Below are 24,155 nucleotides of genomic sequence, written 5' to 3'. Positions count from 1 at the left end.
GATGGCCGCAAGCGTTTTTGACAGCCCCCTCTTTTCGCGGCTCTTTCCGACCGGCGACGCGGGCCGCCTGTTTTCCGACAGCGCCGCCATCCGCGCGATGTTGCTGGTTGAAGGGGCTTTGGCCAAAGTGCAGGGCGCGTCAGGGGTTATTCCGGAAATGAGTGCCGCCGCGATCCATCGCGCGTCGCTCGAAATACAGATCGACCCCGGGGCGCTTGCCTCCAGCACCGGGCAGAACGGGGTATCGGTACCCGGTTTGGTCGCTGCGTTTCGCGATGAAATGCAGGCGCCCGAACACGCACAATACGTTCACTGGGGCGCGACATCACAGGATATCATCGACAGCGCGCTGATGCTGCGTCTGCGGCAGGCGCTGACCCTTGCAGAGGCGGATTTGCGGGCGGTGATCGAGGTATTGGGCCGGGCCGCGTTTCAACACGCCGAGACGGCGATGCCTGCGCGCACCTATGGACAAATCGCCGTGCCGACCACATGGGGCGCGGTGCTGGCCGGATTTGGCGCGCCGCTGTGCGATGCGTTGACCGAACTGCCCGATCTGCGCCGCGACAGCCTCTGGGTCTCGCTTTCGGGCGCGGCTGGAACCGGATCGATGCTCGGCCCTGATGCGGGCGGTATCCGGACCGACCTGGCGAAGGCGCTGGGTCTAGGCGACCCCGGACGCAGCTGGCACACCGACCGTACACCAATCCTGCGGATCACGGATTGGATGGGCCGCGTGACAACCGGGCTTGGCGCTATGGCAGATACTGTTGCTGCCCTGACCGAGAGCGGCACGCAAGAGCTTTTACTGGGTGACACCGGCGCGTCGTCGACCATGCCACAGAAACAGAACCCGGTGGCCGCTTCTGCTGTGATGGCCCTTGCCAGCCAAGCAAGCGCGTTGCGTGCCGGCATGCCGCAAGCGGCCCAACACCGGCACCAGCGCGACGGTGCGGCATGGTTTGCGGAATGGATGCTGTTGCCGCAGATCGTGCTGTGCACTTGCGCTGCGCTCCAGATCGCAAAGACGCTGGCGGCACAGATCACACCGGATGCTGCGCGCATGCGTGACGCACTCGATGCAGACCTCGGCATGATCCACGCTGAGGCGCTCAGTTTTGCGCTCACCGCTCAGATGGCGCGGCCCGATGCGCAGGCCGCCACCAAGGCGCTGTGCGTCGCCGCACGCGACGCGCGCCGCCCGTTGCCGTTGGTCGCGATGGAGGCTTATCCCGATCTGCCCGCAAATACTTTCACGCCACAAGCGCAACTGGGTTCGGCCCCGCGCGAGGCCCGCGCCTTTGCCGCAAGGGTGGAGAAACTCTAACTCCTTATGCCCCGCCCAGCCGTTCTATTTATCCTCATCACCATGATGATCGACGCGATGGGCATCGGCCTGATGGTGCCGGTACTGCCAAATCTGCTGCAAGAGGTTGGCGCAGGTGATCTGGGCCGTGCGGCTCTTTGGGGTGGTGTTCTGTCAACGGCATTTGCGGTCATGCAATTTCTTTTTGGCCCTGTTCTTGGTGGCCTGTCAGACCGTTTCGGACGGCGGCCCGTCTTGCTGGTTTCGCTCGTCTTTATGGCGCTGGACTATCTGGTGATGGCGCTTGCCGGCAGCATCTGGCTTTTGCTGGCAGGGCGGATCGTCGGCGGCATCACCGCCTCGACCCAAGCAACGGCGAACGCCTATATGGCCGACATCTCGGCCCCCGAAGATCGCGCGGCGAACTTTGGATTGATCGGCGCAGCCTTTGGCGTTGGCTTTGTTCTGGGGCCTCTGATCGGCGGATTTCTGGCCGAATGGGGCACCCGCGCCCCGTTTTATGCCGCAGCGCTCCTGTCTGGGATGAACGCCGTATTCGGCTATTTTGTATTGCGCGAAACACTTCCGCAAAGCGCGCGCCGCTCCTTTAGCTGGCGCCGCGCCAATCCGCTGGGCGCATTCGTGCAAATGCGCGCCCTGCCAGGTGTCGGCGCACTTTTGCTGGTGTTTTTCCTCTATCAGGTTGCCTTTACGGTTTATCCGTCGGTCTGGTCCTTTTTCGGGAAGGAGCGTTTTGGCTGGGAACCGTCGATGATCGGCCTGAGCCTTGCGCTTTTCGGGATCATGATGGCAATTGTTCAGGGCGGTCTCATCCGCCCAGTGATCCGGCTTTTGGGAGAGCGGGGTACAGTGGCCTTTGGCCATGTCTTTGACATTGCTGCTTTCGTCGCCATCGCCTTTGTCGCAAGCGGCACGCTGGCGCTGATCCTTGTACCGATCGCAGCACTGGCAGCGGTGATCACACCGGCGCTGCAAGGCATCATGTCAAAATCCGTAGGGCCCGATCAGCAAGGCGAGTTGCAGGGCGCACTGGTTTCTGTCGGCGCCTTGGCCACAATCCTGTCGCCGATGTTGATGACCGCAACCTTCGCCCAGTTCACCGCGGCAGATGCACCGGTCTACCTGCCTGGCGCGCCGTTTCTGCTTTCTGCCCTTCTGATCGCTGCCGGGTTGACCGTCTTTAGCCTTTTTAAGCCAAAACCCGCGCGCGGGGTCGCCGGAGGGATGAATTGACGTCGTGATCAGGCTTGCAAGCCCGCGCCCGAGGCGACAGGCTGGCACGACAGTAACGATCCTTTCGAAAGGCCCCTCCCCGTCATGCAAACGATTAAAGCCGCCGTGTGCCATGAATTCGGCACGCCCCTCAAAATCGAAGAGATCGCCCTGCGCGCGCCCGATACGGGCGAGATCGAGGTCACGCTGGACGCGGTGGCGATCTGCCATTCGGATATCTCGTATGCAGAAGGTGCCTGGGGCGGCTCTCTGCCGGCGGTCTATGGTCACGAGGCGGCAGGTCGGGTTACCGCTCTTGGTGCCGGGGTCACCGGACTGGACGTCGGAGACAGCGTTGTTGTCACGCTGATCCGTGCCTGCGGCAGTTGCGGCAATTGCGCCGGTGGCGCACCGACATTGTGCGAAACGCCCTATGACGGCGATCACGGGCCGATCAAAACACTGGAGGGCGGAAAGCTCCATCAGGCCATGGCAACCGGCGGATTTGCCGAAAAAGTCGTCGTGTCACAGAATCAGGCCGTCAAGATCCCGTCAGACATTCCCAAGGACGCCGCCAGCCTGATCGCCTGCGGTGTGATCACCGGTGTTGGCGCGGTCGTGAATGCGGCGCGCCTGCGCGCAGGTCAGGACGTCGTGGTCATAGGCGCGGGTGGCGTTGGGCTTAATGCCATTCAGGGCGCGCGGATCGCCGGCGCGCGCCGCATCGTTGCCGTGGATATGAGCGAAGACAAACTGGCCGTTGCGCGGGATTTCGGCGCAACGGACGGCGTGCTGGCCACACAGAAAAAGCCTTGGGAAGCGGCACATGCGGCCCTCGGCAATCGTGGCGCGGATGCGGTCATTGTCACCGTCGGGGCCATTCCTGCCTACGATCAGGCACCGCGTTATCTGGGCTACGGTGGCAAGGTGGTCATGGTCGGCATGCCGCATTCAGGTGCGCTGTCCACCTACGAGCCGGTGATCCTTGCCGCGGTCGGTCAGGGTATGGTCGGCTCCAAAATGGGTGACGTGGTGATCCAGCGCGACATTCCCTGGATGGTCGATCTGTATTCTCAAGGCCGGTTGAAGCTCGATGAATTGATCTCGGGCCGCTGGACGCTCGACCAGATCAACGACGCCATCGCCGATACAAAAACCGGTGCCGCTCGGCGTAATGTCATCATTTTCGATCACGGCTAACCGGAAAAGGATAATGCCATGAAGTTGCAGGACCTCGACGTCATCATCACCGCGCCACCCGCGCCGGGCTGGGGCGGGCGCTACTGGATTCTCGTCAAGCTGACGACAAATGACGGGATCACGGGCTGGGGCGAGTGCTACGCGTCTTCTGTCGGTCCAACTGCGATGCGCGCGGTCATCGAAGATGTCTTTTCGCGTCACATGGATGGCGAAAACCCTGAAAACATCGAGCTGATGTTTCGCCGCGCCTATTCTTCCGGATTCACCCAGCGCCCGGACCTGACGGTTATGGGGGCGTTCTCCGGTCTTGAGATCGCTTGCTGGGACATTCTGGGCAAGGCCCGCAACCGTCCGGTCCACGCGCTGCTGGGCGGTCGCGTCAACGACCGCATCCGGGCCTACACCTACCTTTACCCGCAAGAGACGCACGCGTTGCCCGCGTTCTGGACATCACCCGAGATGGCCGCAGAAGCGGCCGTTGCGATGGTTGCCAAGGGGTACACGGCAGTCAAATTCGACCCCGCCGGCCCCTATACCATCCGCGGCGGGCACATGCCGGCCATGAGTGATATCTCCATGTCGGTCGCTTTTTGCCGTGCCATCCGCGAGGCGGTGGGCGACAAGGCCGATCTGCTATTCGGGACCCATGGCCAGTTCACCACTGCAGGTGCGATCCGGCTGGGACAGGCGATAGAACCCTACGCCCCCCTTTGGTTTGAAGAACCCATTCCGCCAGACACCACGGAAGAGATGGCGAAGGTTGCCCGCGCGGTGCGCATTCCCGTCGCGACAGGCGAACGGCTGACAACCCGGTGGGAATTTGCGCAGGTGCTGCGCGCAGGTGCTGCCGAGATTCTGCAACCGGCGCTGGGACGCGCCGGCGGTATCTGGGAGATGAAAAAGCTGGCTGCCATGGCTGAAACCTTTGCCGCGCAGATGGCACCGCACCTTTACGCCGGACCTGTCGAATGGGCCGCCAATGTGCATCTGGCAGCGTCGATCCCGAACCTTCTGATGGCAGAGACGATCGAAACACCGTTTCACGACGCGTTGATCGGCGGAGCCATTCGCGTCGAGGACGGGTTTATCGTGCCGCCCGAGGGCCCCGGTCTGGGCATCGAGGTCAACGAAGCGCTCGCACACGCCCACCCCTATACCGGTGAGGGGTTGCACCTACAGATGCAGGAAGAACCCTGTGACTATGTTCACGGAAACGCTTTTGAAGGCGGTGCCCCGGCCCCGCACGACTGACGCAAGGACATCAAATGCGGCCGGGGGTCAGGTTTTGCGCAACCGGTGGCAGCACGTCGTTTCGATAAAACACGGCAATGGACTCAAACAGCCGCACTTCCTGCACGATTGTTGCAATCAACGAGACGTCGCGCGTCTGTCCGGCCACAGTGTTCAGGACGAAATCCGGATAGAGGCTGCTGCGGTAAATCGCATGCCTTTCGTCCACAATAGCTGCGGTAAAGTCGTGAAACCCGATATCGATGTCGCGTTGCCCGGTCTTGTGGCCCCAATATGAGGTTTCCAGATCTTCGACTAGATACAGGCCGCCGGCCGCCATACCCTTATGAAACAAGGCATTAAACGACGCGATCTGGTGCGAGACGACATGGCTTCCGTCATCGATGATGATGTCAAACGGCCCAAAATCCTCGACCACAGACGCCAGAAAACCCGGGTCGGACTGATCTCCGATACGCACGAAAACGCGTTCTTCGACGTTTTCAAACGCGGCACAGGCGGGAGTTATATCGATCCCCACTATGGTGGTATCGGGCCCGAAGTATTCTTTCCAAAGCCGCAGTGACCCGCCGAGGTTGACGCCAATTTCCAACACTGTCGGCGCACGGCCCCGATATTCCGAGAACACACGCTCATAGGTCGGAAAATATCCAAGCCACTTGTGTCCATCCGGGATGCGCTGCCACGCCTGCGCGATGTCACCCTGCATCAGTCTGTCGAAATTCTGTTACGGTCGGGATATGCAACGGGTACTGAAGGCTTTCAGTGCGTCGCTCAGGTGGGCTTTGGCGCCAATGAGCGGGCTGCTGTCTTGCGCTGTGGCCGCGCTTGGCGCGGACACATCTGTATCTTTTGCGTCGGGCTGGGGTGACCGCGCCACAAAGAAGTCTCTCAAGCGTTTCATTCAATTCTCCGGACTTTTGACGCACTGATATCGCAGCGGGTGAAAGTGATACTGCGGCGGCGCAGTGGCACACGCAACATCCCCTTCACCGGACAGGGCACGCCACACCCCAAGCGCCCAAAGAAAAAGGCCGCCCTGCGTGGGCGGCCTTGAACATTCTGGTCCTACCGGAACAGGATCACTCTTCTTCGAGCGCTTCCACAGCTTTCTGCAGATCGTCTTTTGAGACTTCTTTTTCCTTGATGGTCGCTCCTTCAAAGACGTGATCAACCACTTTGTCTTCGAAAATCGGCGCGCGCATCTGTTGCTGCATCTGCTGGTTTTGTTGCACGAATTCAAAGAACTGACGTTCCTGACCCGGATACTGGCGCGCCTGCGCCATGATCGCTTGGGTCATTTCCGCGTCAGAAACTTCAACCTCTGCTTTCTGACCGATCTCTGCCAGCAGCAGGCCAAGGCGAACGCGACGTGCCGCCAGTTTCTTGTGCTCGTCGGTGGCTTCGATATCGGGGTGATCGTGACCTTCGACTTCCGGGTTTTCCTCGTGCCACAGCTGGTGCGCGATCTGGCCTGCCTCGGCATCTACCAACGACGGCGGCAGGTCGAAATCGACCATCTTGTCCAGTTCATCCAGCAGCGAACGTTTCATCACGGCACGCGCCGCCCCTGAGTATTCCGCCTCGAGACGCTCTGAAATCTGAGCCTTAAGACCGGCAAGATCCTCGGCACCGAATTTTTTGGCCAACTCGTCGTCGATCTCGGCTGCGACCGGCTGTTTAACTTCCTTGATGGTGCAGTCGAAGGTCGCTTCCTTGCCCTTGAGGTTCTCGGCTTGGTAGTCTTCAGGGAAGGTCACAGTTACCTGCGTTTCGTCACCCGCCTTGGCACCGACAAGCTGCTCTTCGAAACCGGGGATAAATGAGTTGGAGCCCAGCACCAGCGGGTAGTCCTCGGCAGAGCCGCCGTCGAACGCTTCGCCGTCTACTTTCCCAACGAAGTCCATTACAACCTGATCGCCGTCTTTTGCCTTGGAGCCTTTTTTGCGCACCTTGAAGTCCTGCGCTGTCTCGGCAAGGTTGCCCAGCGCTTCGTCTACTGCGCCGTCATCGGCTTTTACCACCAGCTTTTCGAGCTTGATTTTGGAGAAATCGACTTCGGGAATCTCTGGCAGAGCCTCGTATGACATCGACACTTCGACGTCATCGCCCTCTTTCCAGTCCTCGTTGGTCATTTTGACTTCTGGCTGCATCGCCGGACGGTCGCCACTTTCCTTGAAGTGATCGTTCATCGCGCCGTCGATGCTTTCCTGCATCGCCTCGCCCATCACGCGCTGGCCAAACTGCTTTTTGAGCAGCGCCATCGGCACCTTGCCCTTGCGAAAGCCCTTCATCTCAACTTCGGGCTGGGCTTCGGCGAGCTTCTCGTTGACCTTGGCGTCCAGTTCTTCGGCTGTGACCTTGATCGCGTAGCTGCGTTTCAACCCTTCGTTCAGCGTCTCAGTGACCTGCATGTTTGCTCCATAGAATAAGGCGCCCCGCAAGAGGCGCAGCATCGAAATTTCCGCTCTTCTATGTGTAGAGCGCATAAGGTGCAAGCGGATTTGGCACATCCCACATCCGGCGCGAAAGAGCCCCGCCGGCTGGCAGCTTGGAACCGCCAAATCCCAGTCACCCGATCAGGTGCGTGCCGCCTCGAAGGCTGCCCAGACTTCCTCGAATTCCGCAAAGGTCAGCGACTTGCCCCGCACCGCGTCAAAGACGATCTTTTCGGACCGCATCAAGGTCGCAATCGCCGCCTCCAACTTGGGCACTACTTCGTCCGGAATGACCACCGCGCCGTGACGATCCGCATGCACCAGCGCACCGGGCGTTACGTGCATCCCATGAATCTCAACCGGCTGATCAAAATCGACGACGTGCACAAACCCGTGGCTCGGCCCGATCGAGCCTGCCACGACCGGGTAGCCCTCGGGCAGGTCACCAAGATCACGCATCACGCCGTCGGTCAGCGTTCCGGCCAGCCCGAAGGCCTTGTGAATGTTGGTGTTCACCTCGCCCCAGAATGCGCCGATCGCATTCGGGACGTCGAGGTCTTGAATGACGACAACCGCCGGGCGCGGCCCTTCGGACATGTACTTGTAGTACGCCATGCGCCGCTTTTTGATGACCTCCGCCGGCTCGGTCGGGGCGTCAACGGCGCGAATACGCGCGGTTCGGGCATAGCCTACCATCGCAGGTTCGGAAGGTGCGGAGCAAAGCATGGTGCCCCGCGAGAACGCAGCAAAGCCGCGCTTGCCCTCAGCCACTTCGATGGCGTTGCAGACGGTGGGGGTGTCAACGCGGCGCAGAAGGTCAAGCAAACTATCATTCATGTCATGTTCCTCGGTTCATTGGTCGCCCAGCGCGTGCCAAACCGCCTGCGCCAGTCTGTCGGGAGCCTCTGTGCCGTCCAGCGTGAGCACCGGATGCGGCCAGTCCACCCAGACATGCGGGTATTCGCGGCCACCGCGCTGCAAATTGCGTGCCGCGCGGGTCTGCTCCGGCACTTTGACGTGGACGATAATATCAGCGGCGGGCCAGAGCACCCGACCCCGTGCATCGGCATTGACCGCGTCACAGACGACGTCATGCCCTGCACTTGCGATTTCCGCTGCCTGCGCTGCTGCCGTGCGGTATCCGGCATCAACCGCACTGCACACGTTCAGCAGGCTGTCGCAAATCGCCTGTTCGATGGTATCCACCCGCAGATGCACGGCACGCGCGCCCTCACACATGGCGCGCGCCAAAGTGGATTTGCCGCTGCCCGGCAATCCGGAAAGCAGCACCACCCGCCCCACTAGCGCGCGGCCGCAATCGCAGCACCCTCCGCCAGCGCCTCAAGCTTGGCGTAGGCGATGTCCGGATCGACAGCACCAAAGCCTGCAAAAGTCCCAAAACCGCAGTCAGATCCCGCAATCACACGATCCTCTCCGACAATATCCGTAAACCGCTCAATGCGTTGCGCCACCACTTCGGGGTGTTCGACAAAATTGGTCGTGGTATCCACAACCCCCGGCACCAATACCTTGTCCTCCGGAATATCGGCACGGCGATCGCGAAACACTGTCCATTCGTGCGCATGGCGCGGGTTTGACGTTTCAAACAGGACGTAGCGCGCCTGTGCGGACATCAGCGTGTCAAACACCTTGTCCATGCCGATGTCGCATACATGTGGCCCTTCATAGTTGCCCCAGCAAATGTGGATGCGCACGTTTTCGGGGTCGATATCCGACAGTGCATGGTTCAGCGCCTCGACGTGGGCCCCGGCAATCTTGAGAAATTCCTGATCCGACAGGTCGTTGAAAAGCATATGCCGCGACAAAGCGAGATCGGGGCAATCAAGCTGCAGGTGCAGACCAGCACCCACTATGGTTTCGTATTCCGCTTTCATCGCATCGGCGAGTGCGGCGAGATAAGCGTCGCGCGTCGGGTAGAAGTCGTTTTGCAAAAAAAGTGAGATAACACCGGGGGAGGCCGCATTCATGAAACCCTTGGACGCGCCATGCGCTGCCATCGCGTGCTGCAGGTTGTTGATGTCTTTTTGCAACTCGCCCTGCCCCTTGCTTTCAACCTTGCCGGTGCACATGGGCCGCGCGTATTTCGGGGTGCCGCCATCGTCTGCTAACCTCTTGAGAAAGCTGGGAAAGCGTTTGAGGTCGGCAGGCGCGTTGCGCGGGCTGTCTCCGGAAAAACCTGTGTAGCGATCCTTAACGTATGTGGCGTAGGATATCTTGGAGGTTTCCCCGTCACTTACGATGTCCACGCCCGCCGCGACCTGTTTCGCGACGGTCTCGCTCACGGCTTCGGCCATGGCTGCGTCGAAATCCGCTTGCGCGTAGTCTGTGCCGTTTTCACGGGCAAAAATAAAATCCACGACCTTTTGGCTGCGCGGCAGCGAACCGACGTGTGTTGTTTTGACCATCCCCCGGTCTCCCTTCTTTTTGTCCGTGCCCGCAGGTGATCTGCAGGCACGGTAGGCCTGTTTTAGGCCAGTGTTTGGCGTTGTGCCAGAAACCATGTGTTCAGACGCCACATTCCCCACGCCAGCGGTACCGCCGCGAGCCCGCCGATCACGTAGGCGAGCGGCTCGTCGTAGAATGTCTCGAACATCTGTGTATAGCCATGTATCCCCGCAAAGGTGATCGCGGCATTGAACAGCCCGCGCTGGTTCCGGTGTGCGGCGACAAAGGCGGTTGCTGCCAGAGCCAGCGCCCAGAGCACGGAATAGACATGCTCGTGGATCACCAGAGCCGACGCTTCGAAGGCGTCCATCGCGGCGCGCCACTCATCATAGGACATGCCGTTGCGCCAGTAACGCACGCCGGGCCCCCAGATTGTCTGCCCCACGACATCGCCCCACAGGCTTCCGACGAGCGCGCACAGGTTGGCAACAATAAACGCCATCATGACGTGGATACGCGCGTGCCGGGCGGTGCGTTCAGTGGAATTATGCGCAAGCCAGAGCATGCCGGCGGCAAGGCCCGCCATCTGTAGGATCGAGAGCGTCGCTTCGGGCGAATAAAAAACATAGGCGGCGTGAAAGTAGAATGTGCCGGTATCCAGCGCCTGCGCAAAGGGCGCAATGGCAAGCGCAGAGATCAGCCGGATGTCTGTAAGCGCCCCCAAACCGGCCAGCACCGCCGCAGAATACAGCCAAAAGGCCACAATGGGCGCGCCTTGCAGCGCCAGATCTTTGAGCAGGAACCCCAATCCGAAAAGATGCAGGGCACCGCCCATAAGCATCACCGCGCCGGTAACGAATGGCGTTGTCAGCTGGCCGCGCAGGAAAGAAAATCCGGCACCCACAGCGACCACCCCGCCGACAGCCGCCAGTATCCACCCAGCCATTTCCGGCAGCTTGTCCGAAAGCTCAAACGCCATGCCTCCCAGCAGCATGCCGCACCCGATCAATGCAGCCGCATTGCCGAACATCGCGTAGAGCGGTCGGCCAAACCGCAGCGTCAGCAGCCCGGCACCAGCCATCAGGATCCCGCAGATGGCGACGGCAAAGGCATTAGCCAGCCAGAAAATCAAACCAAAGGTGGCAAAGACAATGCCCGCGCACAACACAGTATTGATGGCAAGCGCCACCATTGTGGTACGCGCACGGGCTTCGATGATTCTTGCGGCCGCTTGAGAGATAACCCCCTCTTCCACAAGCATTTTTGTATCTGCAATCGTATGCATTACTCACTCCATGAACTATGTTCACAAAAGTGATAGACCATTTATGAACATCGTTCAATATTTTTCTTAACCACGTTCACTACCCTGTCCATGTTGCGCCAGCCGCGTCATCAGTTGCTACGATATGATAGAGCGCCGCCTCCCCGGTCATCGACGGCACTGCCGTGTGTGCAAGGTTTTCCGGCACGGTCATCGTGTCGCCGGGCGCCAAGGTTGCACTGCCGCCTTCCCATATCACGCGCCAATGGCCTGTAACGGGCATCAATACGGAAGGGCGGTCATGGCTGTGCATCTGCTGTTTGGCAGACTGCCTCGTGATCAAATCAACTTCGAAGCCGGGCTTGTCGCGTAACAACCCGGTTTCACCGATCACCTTGACGGGCGCACGATCGGCCATGGCGACCATATCCCAATAGCGCGCCACATAGTCGGGCACGACCTCCGACGCCGCAGGTTCAGGAAAGATCTTGAGTTCTTCTTCGGTCAGCAGCGGCATGGGTTTGACACCCTCGGGCAGGTTCTGTCCGTCTTTGGTGTCGTAAAGCTTTCCCTGCTCGGACAGGACCAGCCCGTGATCCGCAGCATCCTCGATCACCTGAGGCGCCCAGATCACACCTCCGCCGGCATCGTCGCCCCCAAGGATCGCCATGATCATCCCGTAATCGTCCCCGATATTTTCGAATCCGCGAAAGATGCCGGTGGGGATGTTAAAGATATCACCCTTCTCCAGTACCACCTCGCCCGCATCACCCCAGCGGCCCCAGAAGAACCGCCAGCGGCCCTTGAGCACAAAGAACACCTCTGCTGTGCGGTGGCTGTGCAGACTGTTCCGGCATTTGGGCGGCTGGCCCGCTGCACCGATGTTGAACCCGTGCGGAATGGTGATGTGCACGTGTTGATCGGCGCTTTCGGATACGCCACCGCCAATGATCGTAAAGTTTTCCTTTTGGTCCGACCCGGGCGTATGAGCATCGATAAAGGCTGTCTTGCAGGGGCGCAGATCGCCGTAGCGAACAATCCGGCTTTCCATTTCCTGAGGTGTCATTGCTTTTCTTTCCTGTTCTGATCGGAACGCCTGACCGGCGTCCGGCTTATCCGGTTTGCAGCAAGATCTGCTTCCAGATCGTCGTTTCGTCATAAATCACGTATTCGCGGCGCAGCCCCCATGGGCCGAATTCGGCTTGGCAGATACCCAAAAGGTAAACCTCGGCGCCGGTCGGCGTGCCAAAGGTTCCCCAGCCTGAATGCTTACCGTGCAGTGACCAGCGCAATGCCGCACGCGGGGGCATCATCGGGTCGTCGCGGCCGATCTGGTGGTCAATCTGGAACGTCGCGTCAGGGAACGACGCGCGCAACCCCATCCAGAACCGATCCACCGCCCCGTGGCTGTGGCCGGTCACGCCGCCAGGGTACTCGACCTGAACGGCCCGGTCGTATTCAACCGGGATCGCCGCCATGTCTGCCCCCATGATGCGCGTGATGATATCTGCGTATTTCGCGCCCCATTCGTTGTCGTTGCCCCGCCCCTTGTACGGGCCGGGCTGGTCTGTGAGAGGTGTCAGGGGCTTTACGCAGGTCTCTGGCCCGCCTTCTTTTTCGATGAGGTCGGCAGCATAGGCTTTTGGGTCCCATCCAAGCTGGCGCACGATCGCCCCCTGATCGCGGATCAGCCATTCGTCGTTGATCTGATTGTTGATGGCGTGGCAATCGGCAAGGATGCGGTAGGTCAGCTTTTTACCCGTCGCCTTGCCATAGACGCCATCGTGCGCGTGAGTGGCCGTCGAGAGCAACCGGTGCGAACTCAGCATGCCGTCCTCTGGCGTACCCGACCAGATCACATCCTCACCCAGCAGGGTACGGTCGGGAAACTCGGCCAACGTCGCCATGGTCGCACCGATAACGTTCTGGTTGCCGATCACCACCGATGCGGGCGACCGCACAACAATATCGTCCGAGTAATACTGGTGCAGCGTGGCGATGCCGCGATCTTCCCAGATCTCCTTGGTGATCCCGATGATGTAGTCGGGGAAATCCTTGAACTTGGGATCAAAGCCCTTCATGTGTCTCGTCCTTGAGGTTTGCGGGCAGAGCCGCGGATCATCAGCGGGCCATCGAGTACGATTTTCCGCGGTGTCTCGTCCTGTCCGTCGAGGCGCGCGAGAAGGGCCTCGATGGTTTGCGTCACCATGCGGTTCGCAGGCTGTCGGACAGTTGTTAAATCATAGCTGGGCCATTGAGCGAGCGTCACGTCGTCGTAGCCCACCACCGACACGTCCTCGGGGACGCGCAGACCCAGCTCGTAGCGCAGCACGTCCATCACGGCAAAGGCCATGTGATCATTGGCCACAAACACCGCGTCAGGTCGGTCGGTGCGCGCAAACATCCGCCGCGCCGCGATCTTGGCTTGGTCGAAATCGAAATTGCCGACCTCGCGTGCATAAAGCGACAGGCCTGCCGCTGCGAGTCCTTCGACGAAACCACGCTCGCGGTCGATCTGGGTCGAAGCGCCCTCCCAGCCGGCGATATGGGCGATGCGCCGATGCCCTCCCGCAATCAGAAACTCCGCCAGCTTGCGTCCTCCCGCTGCGTTGTCAGAAGTTACCGATGTCAGACCCGCATCATTCTGGTGGCGGTTGAACAGGACAAGCGGAATGCCAAGACCCTCGCACCGTCGCGTCAGATCGTTTGACAGGCCCACGGATGCGGCGATGATGGCGTCCACCTGATAGTCCAACAACTCGTCAATCACGGACTGCGTTGCGGCATGATCGTTCGATGCCATGAAAACGAGCATGTGGTAACCCTCGGCCTGCAGCGCTTTTGACAGCTTTTCAATGGCCTCCGGGTAGAACTGGTTTTCGAGATAGGCCACCACAAGCCCGACGATCCGGCTGCGCCCGGTGTTCAGTGACCGGGCAAGCACATTGGGGCGATACCCCAAAGCGGCCGCGGCACTGCGCACCTTTTCCGCCGTGCGCTTGCTGACCGACGCACCGGGCGTAAAGACACGGCTGACAGCGGAGCGGCTGACCCCTGCTTTTTCAGCTACCTCCAGTGAAGTGACCTTGCCCATGCCCTACCCTGCCGTCCATCCGCCATCGATCAGCATCGACGTACCAGTGACCATCGCAGAGGCGTCAGATGCGAGAAACACGCAGGCGCCCATAATGTCTTCTACTTCGCCGACACGTGGCAGCTTGATCTTGTCCATGATCCACGCCAGCCTTTCTGGATCGCCAAAGGTGGCCTGAGTAAGCGGCGTTCGGATGAAAGTCGGGCAAATCGTGTTGATGCGAATGCCTGCTTTGCCCCATTCGATCGCCATCGACTTTACCATGCCCTCCAGCCCATGTTTGGAGGCGCAGTAAACTGCCCGGTCTATGCCGCCCACGTGGCCCATCTGACTTGAGATGTGGATGATGGAGCCTTGCCTTCCTGCCGCCATCAGCGCCTTTGCCGCATAGGAAGACAGGAAATAGGCGCTGCGCAGGTTTATGTTCATAACGGCGTCATAGTCCGCCGGTGTCGTCTCGACCGCCGCGGAATGCCGCGCCAACCCGGCCGAGTTGACCACGACGTCGAATGGCGCGTCGAAAGCCGCCTCAAGCGCACAGAGATCGGTCTGGTCCAGTGGCAACGCCTCAGCAGACAGACCCGCGCCCGCCATCGCCGCAACGGCATCGTCCAACGGGGCCGGCCGCCGGGCCGCGCAGACCACATGTGCTCCGGCCTCCGCCAGCGCCACCGCACACCCCAATCCGATCCCCGACGACGCACCTGTGACCAGCGCGCGTGCCCCTGTCAGATCAAACTTGGGTGTACGCGGCAAACCGGTCACAAGGCCACTCCCGTTTCAGGATCGAAGCCGGCGCGCGCCTTGTTGAACTCGCGCATGCGCGCAAAGACATCAACGCCAATCTGGTCATACATGTGGAGCAGATCGACCAAAACCCAGTTTTCCCGGATCAGCCCGCCCTCGACCCGCCAGAAATCAAGACTGCGCATATCGATACGTTTGCCGGGCGGCGCAATCCCGAGCCACCCCCCCTCGGTGATGGTTTGAATCATATCAGGCCAACCGGTTACGGCGGCATAAGACCCGTCCCCGAAAAAGTGATACTCGATCTCGTCAAGATACTGGCCCCGATCCGGCATCGCGTTCAGAAACGGGATCTGATGCCAGTGGCGAAAGCCGCGCTGCCCGCGTCCGGTGCCAATTCCTGCAGGGCCGTACCATGACATGCGCGGGTGCCAGAAACGCTCCATCTCCATCACTTCCGGTCCGCCTTGGGACGGGTGGCGTTTGAGATATTCGAGCATGTCTATGATGAGCTGACAGCTGTCTGCCCCGGCCCCGGCATCATGCGGCCCCGGAACCAGCCCGTCACAGCTAGCCGGCCCGGGAATATGCCACTCGCGCCCTAAAGACGGGCTCATAGGCCAGGCGTCGGATTGCAGCATGACCTCAGGGATATCCCACAGCGCCTGCATTTCCACGATTTTGCCGTCCACAAACCGGTAGAACTCATGAAAGCGCATATGCACCATGTGGCCGGTCGCCGGAATGTCGAGCCAAGGCCGCATGAAAGCGCCGGTGTAATACCCGCCGCAGCCTACCCAATCCGCCCCTTCAGGCGTCGGACCGGCCATGACGATGTAGTCGCGCCGTTCCAGATCAGGCCACGCACGCAAAAGAGGCGCATAAACCGCATCAAGATACGCGTCGATCCCTTCGATCGTCTCGAACGGAAAACTCAGGCGGAACACCACATCCGGTGCGCAGACAGCTTCGAGCGCTGCGCGCACCGTCTCCAGATCAAAATCATACATCGCCGCGCGCACCTTGGCGAAGCTGTCTTTGTGCTGCGTATGAACATCCATGTTTTTCTGACCTTAAAATATCCCGGGGCGGGGGCAGCGCCCCCTGCACCCTGCAGCCGTTATTCCGCTGCCCGCATCCTTACCGGCGCGCCTTCACCATAAGGCACGTTGACCCCGCCGTAGCGCCGCACCCGCAAATTGCACTGCTCGGCGTGGCCAACAAAGCCCTCAAGCATGCACAAACGCGAACCATAAGCGCCAATTTCTGCCGCGGCCTCGTCCGTGAGGACCTTCTGGTAGCTGTGTGTTTTGAGAAACTTACCGACCCAGAGCCCGCCGGTGTAGCGCCCCGCCTTCTTGGTAGGCAGAGTGTGATTTGTCCCGATGACTTTATCTCCGTTTGCGACATTGGTGCGTGGGCCCAGAAACAGGGCTCCATAGCAGGTCATATTGTCGAGAAACCAGTCGTCGCGCTCGGTCATCACCTGCACATGCTCGGAGGCGACATCATCCGCCACCGAAAGCATTTCTTCCCAGGTGTCGCACAGGATCACTTCGCCATAATCCTCCCAGCTTTTGCGGGCGGTCTCTGCTGTAGGCAGAATTTCCAGAATTCGGGCGATCTCGTCCAGAGTGTCTTCGGCCAGCTTGCGCGATTTCGTCAGCAAAACCGCAGGTGAGTTATACCCGTGCTCGGCCTGTCCCAACAGGTCGGTTGCACACATCTCTGCATCCACGGTTTCATCTGCAATCACCATGGTCTCGGTGGGACCGGCAAAAAGGTCGATCCCGACACGGCCGTAAAGCTGGCGTTTGGCTTCCGCGACAAAGGCGTTACCCGGCCCCACCAGCATGTGCACCGGCTCCATCGTATCGGTGCCGATGGCCATGGCGCCCACGGCCTGAATGCCGCCCAATACGTAAATTTCATGCGCGCCGCCAAGATGCATAGCCGCAATCACACCGGGATTAGGCTTGCCCTTAAAAGGCGGCGTGCAGGCCACGATCCGCGGCACACCGGCGACGCCGGCTGTGGCCACGGACATATGCGCCGAGGCGACCATGGGAAACTTGCCCCCCGGCACATAACAGCCCACGGACTGAACGGGGATGTTTTTGTGACCAAGGATAACCCCGGGCAAGGTTTCCACCTCGATGTCCAGCATGCTGTCGCGCTGCGCCTGAGCGAAGCGGCGCACCTGTTCCTGTGCGAACTTGATATCGTGCAATTCCTGCGGGCTTAGCTGCGCGATCAACCCATCGATCTCTTCCTGGCTCAGACGGAAAGACGGCGGCGAATAGGAGTCGAATTTCTCGCTCAAATCTCGCACAGCCTCATCGCCACGCGCCTCGATATCCGCCAGTGTCGCCTCAACGGCGGCGCGGGTTTTGGCATCGTCATCCGCCCGCTCTGTTTCGGGTTTGCCTCGTTTGAGATATTCTATGGCCATGTATCAGTTTCCTCCGCCCTCGGGTTTGGGTGCTGTCTTTTCACCACGGTCGTAGGCTTCCCATCCCTCGCCGTTGAACACATCCACGCCCAGTTGTGCCAAAACATGCGGAAAATCGACCATCACCCAATTATCGGTGATGCGCCCGTCTTCCACTTTCCAAAAATCCATATACCGAATGTCGATCCGCTTGCCCGTCGGGGCCACGCCCATGAAGGTCCCGGAATGTGTAGCTTCCTGCCTGCCGAAGGCCGCCGCCCACTCTCCCATATAGAGCCGTGCCTCGTCGACGCAGACCTTGTCCGAGAACGCGGCCTGAAAGGGGCGCTGCCAGTTGTCCTGAAACTCAGTGAGGCCTTTCTTGGTGCCACAGCCCTGGTTGCCCATCCACCGGAAGCTTTCGGCGAAAAATGCGCCGATGTCATCGATCCGGTGATCGTTGAGCCCGTCGACCATGTTTTCTATGACCGCGCGGGTTGCGTCTGTCTTGTTCATATCCGTGTTCTTGGTCAGCACGGCCTGTTCCGGGCGGGAGCCTTTCATGGTCAACCTTTGATCTTGTTGCCGGCGGCGGGAGCCTCCGGCGGGAGTTTTTCTGGCAAAGTGAAAGAGCGCGTCATCCTTTTACGGCACCGGCAGTCAGGCCGGAGACGATCTGACGCTGGAATACCATGACCAGCAGGAACAGAGGCGCGGTGATCGATACTGCTGCGGCCACTGCTTCGACCTGGTCGGTCGTGGTTGTCTCTCGGTTGAAGTAGCCCGCAATTGCCGGCACCATCGTCTGGTTCTGCGCGTCCAGCAGCAGTGAGGTGACCAGAAAGTCGTTATACCCCAGCAGGAAGCTGAAAAGACCGGTGGTGATCACACCGGGCCACATTACGGGCATGATCACGCGGCGGAAGGCCTGAAAATGCGAGCATCCGTCGACGCGCGCGGCTTCGTCCAGTTCGGCCGGGATATTCTGGAAGAAAGAGCGCAGCATCCAGATCGTGAAAGGCTGGTTGATGGACACAAGCACGGCGATCACCGCCCATGGCTGGCCGTAAAGCGTTGGCGCGCCGTCGCCCATAACGGGTCGCAAAATCTCTGACGAGTTGATGAACACGGGCAAATAGCCGGCAACCAGAACCGAATGCGGCAAAGCCCGGAAGATCAACGCCATAATCAACAGCCAGAACGCGAGATTCGAGCCCGACCGCGCCAGACCGTATCCTGCAAGGGTGCCCACAGTCAGCGAGATTGTGACAACACCCGCGGTCACAAGCATGGAGTTCAGGAAATTCCGGTAAAAAGCGTTCTCCGCCCAGACGGACACATAATGCTCTGTGGTCAGCCCGATCACAGGCGTGCCCAACGGACCGAGAATACTATTCAGCACCCCCATCACCGGAGGCAGAATGGCAAAGAACACAAGAATAAACAAAAGCGCATAGACCAGCGCACCGATGATCCAGCCCAGTGCAATCAGGGCGGGTGGTGTGAAGCGTCGCACCAGATCCGGCAGCCGCGTAAACGCCCAGCGGATCGAAAAGAACAGCACCGCAATGCCAACCAAGAGATCGGGCACCGAAAGGCCATCGCCCTTGGCGCGGGTCGCTGGCCCGAAAATGACGTCGAGTGGTGACGCGGCAAAAGCGTCAACCGGCGACTTGAAGCTCATGACCGCGATCCAGAAGATCGGGAAGGCCGCGAGCAGACACCAAAAGGCGAGGAAAGCGCCCGAGGAGAAACGCAGCGCAAATGATTGCTGCATGGCTTTGGCGGTAGACATCAGTGCGAGCTCCCCTTGTGGTCGCGCCACGTACGGCGCAGCGGCAGAATGAGCAGGAAGACAATGCCGATCATGGTGAGCATTGCGGAGGCCGACGCGCGGCTCATGGCGCGGTTGCCCGCATCATCTGGTGTCATGAAGTCGTAGGTCAGCCACTGCAGCGAGATGACGTGGGCCTGGCTGCGGAAACCGACGATCTCTTCGAAGACACGGTAGACATCCATCAGGTGAATGAGCGAGATGAAGATGATCAGCGGCATAAGGTGCGGGATGATGACATGGCGGAGGCGCTCCCACCGGCTCGCCCCGTCGATCACGGCGGATTCCAGAGTATCCATGTTCACTGTCTGGAGACCGGCGTAGAAGATCACGAAAGCAAAGGGCGCATTGTTCCAGACACGGAAGAAGTACATCAGCAATTCGATTGTCCAGGCCTGTGCGAACATCGATATGTTCTGCCCTGACCACCTCTCGAGCATTGCGGTCAGGATACCGTCCCCGACAAAGAGCCAGTAGATCGACAGTGAGCCGATCACCGGCGTAATGATGAAGGGCAGCAAAGAGACAAAGATCACAGGGCCCCGGATGGAACGGGTCGCGTTATTGACCGCAAGCGCAATGGCAAGTCCCATAACCAGCACCATGGGCAGGGTCAAAAGCGTGAACATCAGCGTAAAACGCAGCGCCCGCCAGAAATCGATCTGCATGATGTCATTCCAGCTGCCGTTCGCGACACCGTCCCAGAACTTGTCCATCTGCAGAACGTTGCGGTAACTTTGCAAACCAACCCAGCTGGTCTCTGTAATCGTCTTGCCGTTCTCATCAAGTACGGGAACAGATTTGGTTTCGGTGGTGCATGTCTGGGTCAGAAAGCCTGGCGTACAGGTTTCAACCTCGACCTGTTCGAGGATCGGCTGAGTGACCTGAAAACTCTGGATAAAGACCGTCACCAAAGGCAAGGCAATGAACAGCAGCATCATAAAGACAGACGGGCCAACAAAGGCTGCAAAAGTCTTGAATTTCATAAGCTTGATCCTCGTGAGCCATCAATCTCCGCGACGCTTTGCAAAGCGCTCGCTGGCACTTTGCAAAACCCGCAGCGGCGGGGAGGCCGGCCGGGATCACCCCGGCCGGCGCAGCTTTTACTTCAGCACACCCGCTTCTTTCGCGGAGGTGGTGTAGGCCTCTTCAATCGCGACCAGCGTGGCTGCCGCATCCCGCTCACCTGTCAGGAACGCTGGCAGTTCGTTGCCAAGTGCCGTGTGCAACAGACCCATCTGGGTGGTGGAAGGGTATGCAGGAGGTGCAGGCTGTGCCGTTGCGGTGTCGATTGCGCCTTTGGCGATTGCAGTTGGCGCGTAGCCCTGCACCAGCCAGATGGCCGCGTCGTTATTAGCGGTGACCATTTCACTGTCGAGCCCTTCCATCGCCAGACGGAACGCCGCGTCGGCTTCCTCGTCGGAAATGTTCTTGGCGATCACGATGCCGTCCCACCACAGTGTGGTCGCAGGCGCGCCGTCAGCAACGGCCTTGGGTGCTGCGGACATTGCCACTTTGCCCACGACCTGGCTTTCGGCTTCGTCGTTCATCGCACCGGCGCGAGACGCCCACAGGTTCGCCATGGCGATCTTACCCTGCTGGAATTGCTGCTGCACGTATGTGCTGTCGCTTACCAGAACTTCCGGGTCGGTGTACTCCAGCGCCTTTTTCATGGTGGCAAGCGCCGCCATACCGGCATCGGAGTTTACCGCAGTCGTGTTGTCGTCGTTAAAGAACGTACCACCGTGTCCGGGGTACATGTTGACGAACTCCTGAGCGAGGTTCCAGCCCGACTTCATGGTCGCGCCCAGCGGGTAATCCACGACGCCTGCTTTCTTGATCTTGTCCGCGGCGGCGTAGACTTCGTCCCAAGTGGTTGGAACTTCGATGCCCAGATCCGACAAAATATCTTCGCGGTACATCAGGTGCTGGGTGTTCACCATCATGGCAATCGCCATGACCTGACCGTTGATGCGGATCAGCTGGTTCGGGCTCAGATTCTGACCGTATTTCTCGACCAGATCATCCAGAGGACGAATGGTGCCTGCGTTCATCAAGGGCGTGATCGTCCCGTTGGAAACACCACCGATCTGGTAAAGAGACGGGTTCGCCTCGAACGCCGCCGGCTGCTTGGTGCGGAATTCCTGATCCAGCTCGGCCTGGAAATTTCCGCACTCCGCCATTGCTTCTGTCACGGCTTTCCATGCCTCGAACCCGGCGCTGAGCGATTTCAGCGGCACGTCGTTTTCGTAAGAGCAAGCGGCAAATGCGGCCGAGCCCATCAAGGACACAGCGCCCGCCAGTGCTATTCTTTTGAGATACATATGCAAACTCCCTGTTGCGGTTTGATCGGGTGCATCTTGCAAGCCTGCACCCTGTTTGGCCTCTTGCGAGGCAGGTTAGGTCACGACGCGACGCGCGCGCCGCTCTCTTTGTCAAACAAATGACAAATCTCTGCAGGCACAGAGAACGAGATGGTATCCCCGATCTCTGCGCGGTATTCCTTGTGCGCCTTGACGGACACCAGTTGCCCGCCAGCGCGAACGGTCAACATCGTGGCGTCGCCCAACAGCTCGATTGTGTAGATCGGCGCGGTGATCTGGCCTGCGCCTGCGTCGGAAAGGGTCGCATCCTCGGCGCGAAACCCAAGCGTGACCGCACCGTCGGGTGCAGCAAGCCCGCTGATGCTGACGTTCTTGCCGGTAAAGGTGCCACCTTTGATCTCACCATCCATCAGGTTCATCGCAGGGCTGCCGATGAAACTGGCAACAAATGTATTGGCCGGATAGTCGTAAATGTCGGTAGGTGTACCGACCTGCTGCACCTTGCCCTGCTTCATGACAACCACGCGATCGGCCAGCGTCATCGCTTCGATCTGGTCGTGCGTCACGTAGACGGTGGTCACTTTCAACTCATGGCTGAGGTTCTTGATCTGCGCGCGGGTAGATACGCGCAGCTTGGCGTCGAGGTTCGACAGCGGCTCATCCATCAAGAACACGTTGGGCTCGCGCACGATCGCACGGGCCAGCGCCACCCGCTGCCGCTGACCGCCGGAAAGTTCCGCCGGTTTGCGGTGCAAAAAGTCGTCCAGCTCGACCATCGCCGAAGCGCGCCGCACGCGTTCGTCATGTTCGTTCTCAGGGATCTTGCGCACTTTCAGCGGGAAACGAATGTTTTCGTAAACATTCATGTTCGGGTAAAGCCCGTAAGACTGAAACACCATGGCAACGTCGCGGTCTTTCGGATCAAGGTCGTTCACAACCCGGTCGCCGATGATGATTTCGCCGTCTGTTGGATCTTCCAATCCGGCGATCATGCGCATCGTGGTCGTCTTGCCACATCCGGAAGGACCTAGAAGCACAAGAAATTCCTGATCGGCAATCGTCAGGTCAAAATTGTCGACCCCGACAAAGCTGCCCCACCGCTTGTTGACGTTGCGCAGTTGAATTTCAGCCATGTTGCCCCCGCAGTCGCCCCCCGCATCCTGCAGGTTAACCTTACGCTAGCGGCGTGCTCCTCGACTTGGCAAGGAAATTTTGCACACGTTTGCAAAATTTGTGCAAGACTGGATATTTCACTTTATAAACAATGCCTTGCCTAATACCTGACAACACCATGGCACACGGCCTGCGCGGCAAGTGCCGCGCGGGCCGCCGGTGCAGCTTGAGAAAGAGAGCGCAAACAGTCCGCGAATCGAACCGCTCTGATCACGCGACATTGTCCGGCCTTAGAAAAAGGCCTGCAGACCAGTTTGCGCACGCCCGAGGATCAGCGCGTGGATGTCATGCGTGCCTTCGTAGGTATTGACGGTTTCAAGGTTCATCATGTGGCGGATGACCTGAAACTCGCCTGAAATACCATTGCCGCCGTGCATGTCTCGGGCCATGCGCGCAATATCCAGAGCCTTGCCGCAGTTGTTCCGCTTGACGATGCTGACCATCTCAGGTGCCGCTTGCGCTGCATCCATGAGGCGCCCGACCTGCAACGCGCCCTGCAGCCCCAGCGAAATCTCGGTCATCATGTCCGCCAGCTTCTTTTGAAAGAGCTGCGTCCCGGCCAGAGGCTTGCCAAACTGGTGCCGGTCCAGCCCGTACTGCCGCGCCGCATGCCAGCAGAACTCCGCCGCGCCCATAGCACCCCAGCTGATCCCGTATCGCGCCCGGTTGAGGCAGCCAAACGGCCCTTTGAGGCCTTGCACATTTGGCAGCAGTGCCTCTTCGCCCACCTCGACGCCATCCATGACGATCTCGCCCGTAATGGACGCCCGCAGGCTCAGCTTGTTGCCCACTTTGGGCGCTGACAGCCCTTTCATACCTTTTTCAAGGACAAAGCCACGGATCTTGCCGCCGTGAGCTTCGGATTTCGCCCAAACCACGAACACATCGGCAATGGGCGCATTCGAAATCCACATCTTCGACCCCGTCAGCCGATAGCCGGTTTCAGTCTTCTCAGCCCGCGTTTTCATACCCGCCGGGTCGGAGCCTGCATCCGGTTCCGTGAGTCCGAAACAGCCAATCCACTCGCCCGCGCAGAGCTTTGGCAGGTATTTGCGACGCTGCGCCTCTGAGCCGTAGGCATAGATGGGGTAGATCACCAGCGAGCTTTGCACTGACATCATCGAACGGTACCCGGAATCAACCCGCTCCACCTCGCGCGCGACAAGGCCATAGGACACGTATGAGCCGCCCAGCCCGCCGTATTCCTCGGGGCAGGTCACGCCCAACAGGCCCATCTCGCCCATCTCGCGGAAAATGTCGGGATCAGTCGTTTCATTGGCAAAGGCGTAAATCACCCGCGGCTGCAGTTTTTCCTGTGCGTACGCCGCTGCGCTTTGCTGGATCATGCGCTCGTCTTCGGCCAACTGCTCGTTCAGGCGAAAGGGGTCGGTCCAATCAAAGGTGCCAAGGTCAGGCGCGTCTTTAGCTTTGAGCACGGGGCGTTCAACATTCAT

General features: G+C 59.8%; 23 protein-coding genes. 5 read left to right on the top strand and 18 right to left on the bottom strand.

Annotated elements, in window-relative coordinates:
- Position 1: 1 nt before the first annotated feature.
- The 4 genes from AC2D8V_RS04905 (at position 2) to AC2D8V_RS04890 (ending at position 4,990) form a co-directional block, all read left to right on the top strand.
- Positions 2-1,327, top strand: a complete 1,326-nt coding sequence (locus AC2D8V_RS04905) for a lyase family protein (RefSeq protein WP_484732397.1) — start codon at positions 2-4, stop codon at positions 1,325-1,327.
- Positions 1,328-1,333: 6 nt separating this feature from the next.
- The gene (locus AC2D8V_RS04900; protein ID WP_484732396.1) at positions 1,334-2,560 is read left to right on the top strand and encodes a TCR/Tet family MFS transporter; all 1,227 of its coding nucleotides are present in this window, start codon (positions 1,334-1,336) and stop codon (positions 2,558-2,560) included.
- Positions 2,561-2,644: 84 nt separating this feature from the next.
- Complete coding sequence (locus tag AC2D8V_RS04895) at positions 2,645-3,739, top strand: zinc-binding dehydrogenase (protein WP_484732395.1); 1,095 nt, start codon at positions 2,645-2,647, stop codon at positions 3,737-3,739.
- An 18-nt stretch (positions 3,740-3,757) separates the two neighbouring features.
- Positions 3,758-4,990 (top strand): mandelate racemase/muconate lactonizing enzyme family protein, encoded by a 1,233-nt coding sequence (locus AC2D8V_RS04890; protein WP_484732394.1) that lies wholly within the window; start codon positions 3,758-3,760, stop codon positions 4,988-4,990.
- 10 nt (positions 4,991-5,000) lie between these two features.
- Here AC2D8V_RS04890 and AC2D8V_RS04885 read toward each other — a convergent pair whose 3' ends face one another.
- Positions 5,001-5,699, bottom strand: a complete 699-nt coding sequence (locus tag AC2D8V_RS04885) for a class I SAM-dependent methyltransferase (protein WP_484732393.1) — start codon at positions 5,697-5,699, stop codon at positions 5,001-5,003.
- A 31-nt stretch (positions 5,700-5,730) separates the two neighbouring features.
- Here AC2D8V_RS04885 and AC2D8V_RS04880 point away from each other — a divergent pair, with 31 nt between their 5' ends.
- The gene (locus AC2D8V_RS04880; RefSeq protein ID WP_484732392.1) at positions 5,731-5,922 is read left to right on the top strand and encodes a hypothetical protein; all 192 of its coding nucleotides are present in this window, start codon (positions 5,731-5,733) and stop codon (positions 5,920-5,922) included.
- Positions 5,923-6,072: 150 nt separating this feature from the next.
- Here AC2D8V_RS04880 and tig read toward each other — a convergent pair whose 3' ends face one another.
- From tig to AC2D8V_RS04795, 17 genes are all read right to left on the bottom strand, one after another.
- Complete coding sequence (gene tig / locus AC2D8V_RS04875) at positions 6,073-7,404, bottom strand: trigger factor (RefSeq protein WP_484732391.1); 1,332 nt, start codon at positions 7,402-7,404, stop codon at positions 6,073-6,075.
- A 165-nt stretch (positions 7,405-7,569) separates the two neighbouring features.
- Positions 7,570-8,265 (bottom strand): RraA family protein, encoded by a 696-nt coding sequence (locus AC2D8V_RS04870; protein ID WP_484732390.1) that lies wholly within the window; start codon positions 8,263-8,265, stop codon positions 7,570-7,572.
- Between the two features lie 15 nt (positions 8,266-8,280).
- Positions 8,281-8,718, bottom strand: coding sequence for a P-loop nucleotide/nucleoside kinase family protein (locus AC2D8V_RS04865; RefSeq protein WP_484732389.1), 438 nt, complete (start codon positions 8,716-8,718; stop codon positions 8,281-8,283).
- 11 nt (positions 8,719-8,729) lie between these two features.
- Entirely contained in the window at positions 8,730-9,854 is a 1,125-nt protein-coding gene (locus tag AC2D8V_RS04860; RefSeq protein WP_484732388.1) for a cobalamin-independent methionine synthase II family protein, read from the bottom strand.
- A gap of 62 nt (positions 9,855-9,916) precedes the next feature.
- Complete coding sequence (locus AC2D8V_RS04855; RefSeq protein WP_484732387.1) at positions 9,917-11,119, bottom strand: hypothetical protein; 1,203 nt, start codon at positions 11,117-11,119, stop codon at positions 9,917-9,919.
- Between the two features lie 79 nt (positions 11,120-11,198).
- A complete protein-coding gene (locus AC2D8V_RS04850; protein WP_484732386.1) occupies positions 11,199-12,164 on the bottom strand; it encodes a cupin domain-containing protein in 966 nt (321 codons plus the stop codon).
- Positions 12,165-12,210: 46 nt separating this feature from the next.
- The gene (locus AC2D8V_RS04845) at positions 12,211-13,179 is read right to left on the bottom strand and encodes a nuclear transport factor 2 family protein (protein WP_484732385.1); all 969 of its coding nucleotides are present in this window, start codon (positions 13,177-13,179) and stop codon (positions 12,211-12,213) included.
- Positions 13,176-14,192 (bottom strand): LacI family DNA-binding transcriptional regulator, encoded by a 1,017-nt coding sequence (locus AC2D8V_RS04840; protein ID WP_484732384.1) that lies wholly within the window; start codon positions 14,190-14,192, stop codon positions 13,176-13,178. Before AC2D8V_RS04840 ends, AC2D8V_RS04845 begins: the two co-directional genes overlap by 4 nt.
- A 3-nt stretch (positions 14,193-14,195) precedes the next feature.
- Complete coding sequence (locus AC2D8V_RS04835; protein WP_484732383.1) at positions 14,196-14,957, bottom strand: SDR family NAD(P)-dependent oxidoreductase; 762 nt, start codon at positions 14,955-14,957, stop codon at positions 14,196-14,198.
- On the bottom strand, positions 14,954-16,000 hold the full coding sequence (locus AC2D8V_RS04830; RefSeq protein WP_484732382.1) for an ester cyclase: 1,047 nt from the start codon (positions 15,998-16,000) through the stop codon (positions 14,954-14,956). The genes AC2D8V_RS04835 and AC2D8V_RS04830 overlap by 4 nt, the downstream gene beginning before the upstream one ends.
- Before the next feature lie 59 nt (positions 16,001-16,059).
- Complete coding sequence (hisD, locus tag AC2D8V_RS04825; RefSeq protein ID WP_484732381.1) at positions 16,060-17,391, bottom strand: histidinol dehydrogenase; 1,332 nt, start codon at positions 17,389-17,391, stop codon at positions 16,060-16,062.
- A gap of 3 nt (positions 17,392-17,394) precedes the next feature.
- Positions 17,395-17,934 carry an ester cyclase gene (locus AC2D8V_RS04820; protein WP_484732380.1) on the bottom strand — a complete coding sequence of 180 codons (540 nt, stop codon included), beginning with the start codon at positions 17,932-17,934 and terminating at the stop codon, positions 17,395-17,397.
- Between the two features lie 73 nt (positions 17,935-18,007).
- Positions 18,008-19,165: a carbohydrate ABC transporter permease gene (locus AC2D8V_RS04815; protein ID WP_484732379.1), complete on the bottom strand. Its 1,158-nt coding sequence runs from the start codon at positions 19,163-19,165 to the stop codon at positions 18,008-18,010.
- Positions 19,165-20,190 (bottom strand): carbohydrate ABC transporter permease, encoded by a 1,026-nt coding sequence (locus tag AC2D8V_RS04810; RefSeq protein WP_484732378.1) that lies wholly within the window; start codon positions 20,188-20,190, stop codon positions 19,165-19,167. The genes AC2D8V_RS04815 and AC2D8V_RS04810 overlap by 1 nt, the downstream gene beginning before the upstream one ends.
- Positions 20,191-20,307: 117 nt before the next feature.
- Positions 20,308-21,528, bottom strand: a complete 1,221-nt coding sequence (locus tag AC2D8V_RS04805; RefSeq protein ID WP_484732377.1) for an ABC transporter substrate-binding protein — start codon at positions 21,526-21,528, stop codon at positions 20,308-20,310.
- Positions 21,529-21,608: 80 nt separating this feature from the next.
- Complete coding sequence (locus tag AC2D8V_RS04800; protein ID WP_484732376.1) at positions 21,609-22,661, bottom strand: ABC transporter ATP-binding protein; 1,053 nt, start codon at positions 22,659-22,661, stop codon at positions 21,609-21,611.
- A 270-nt stretch (positions 22,662-22,931) separates the two neighbouring features.
- A complete protein-coding gene (locus AC2D8V_RS04795) occupies positions 22,932-24,155 on the bottom strand; it encodes an acyl-CoA dehydrogenase (RefSeq protein ID WP_484732375.1) in 1,224 nt (407 codons plus the stop codon).

This window comes from Roseobacter sp. YIN89 (assembly GCF_057219365.1).
This window is presented reverse-complemented; position numbering and strand designations above follow the sequence as displayed.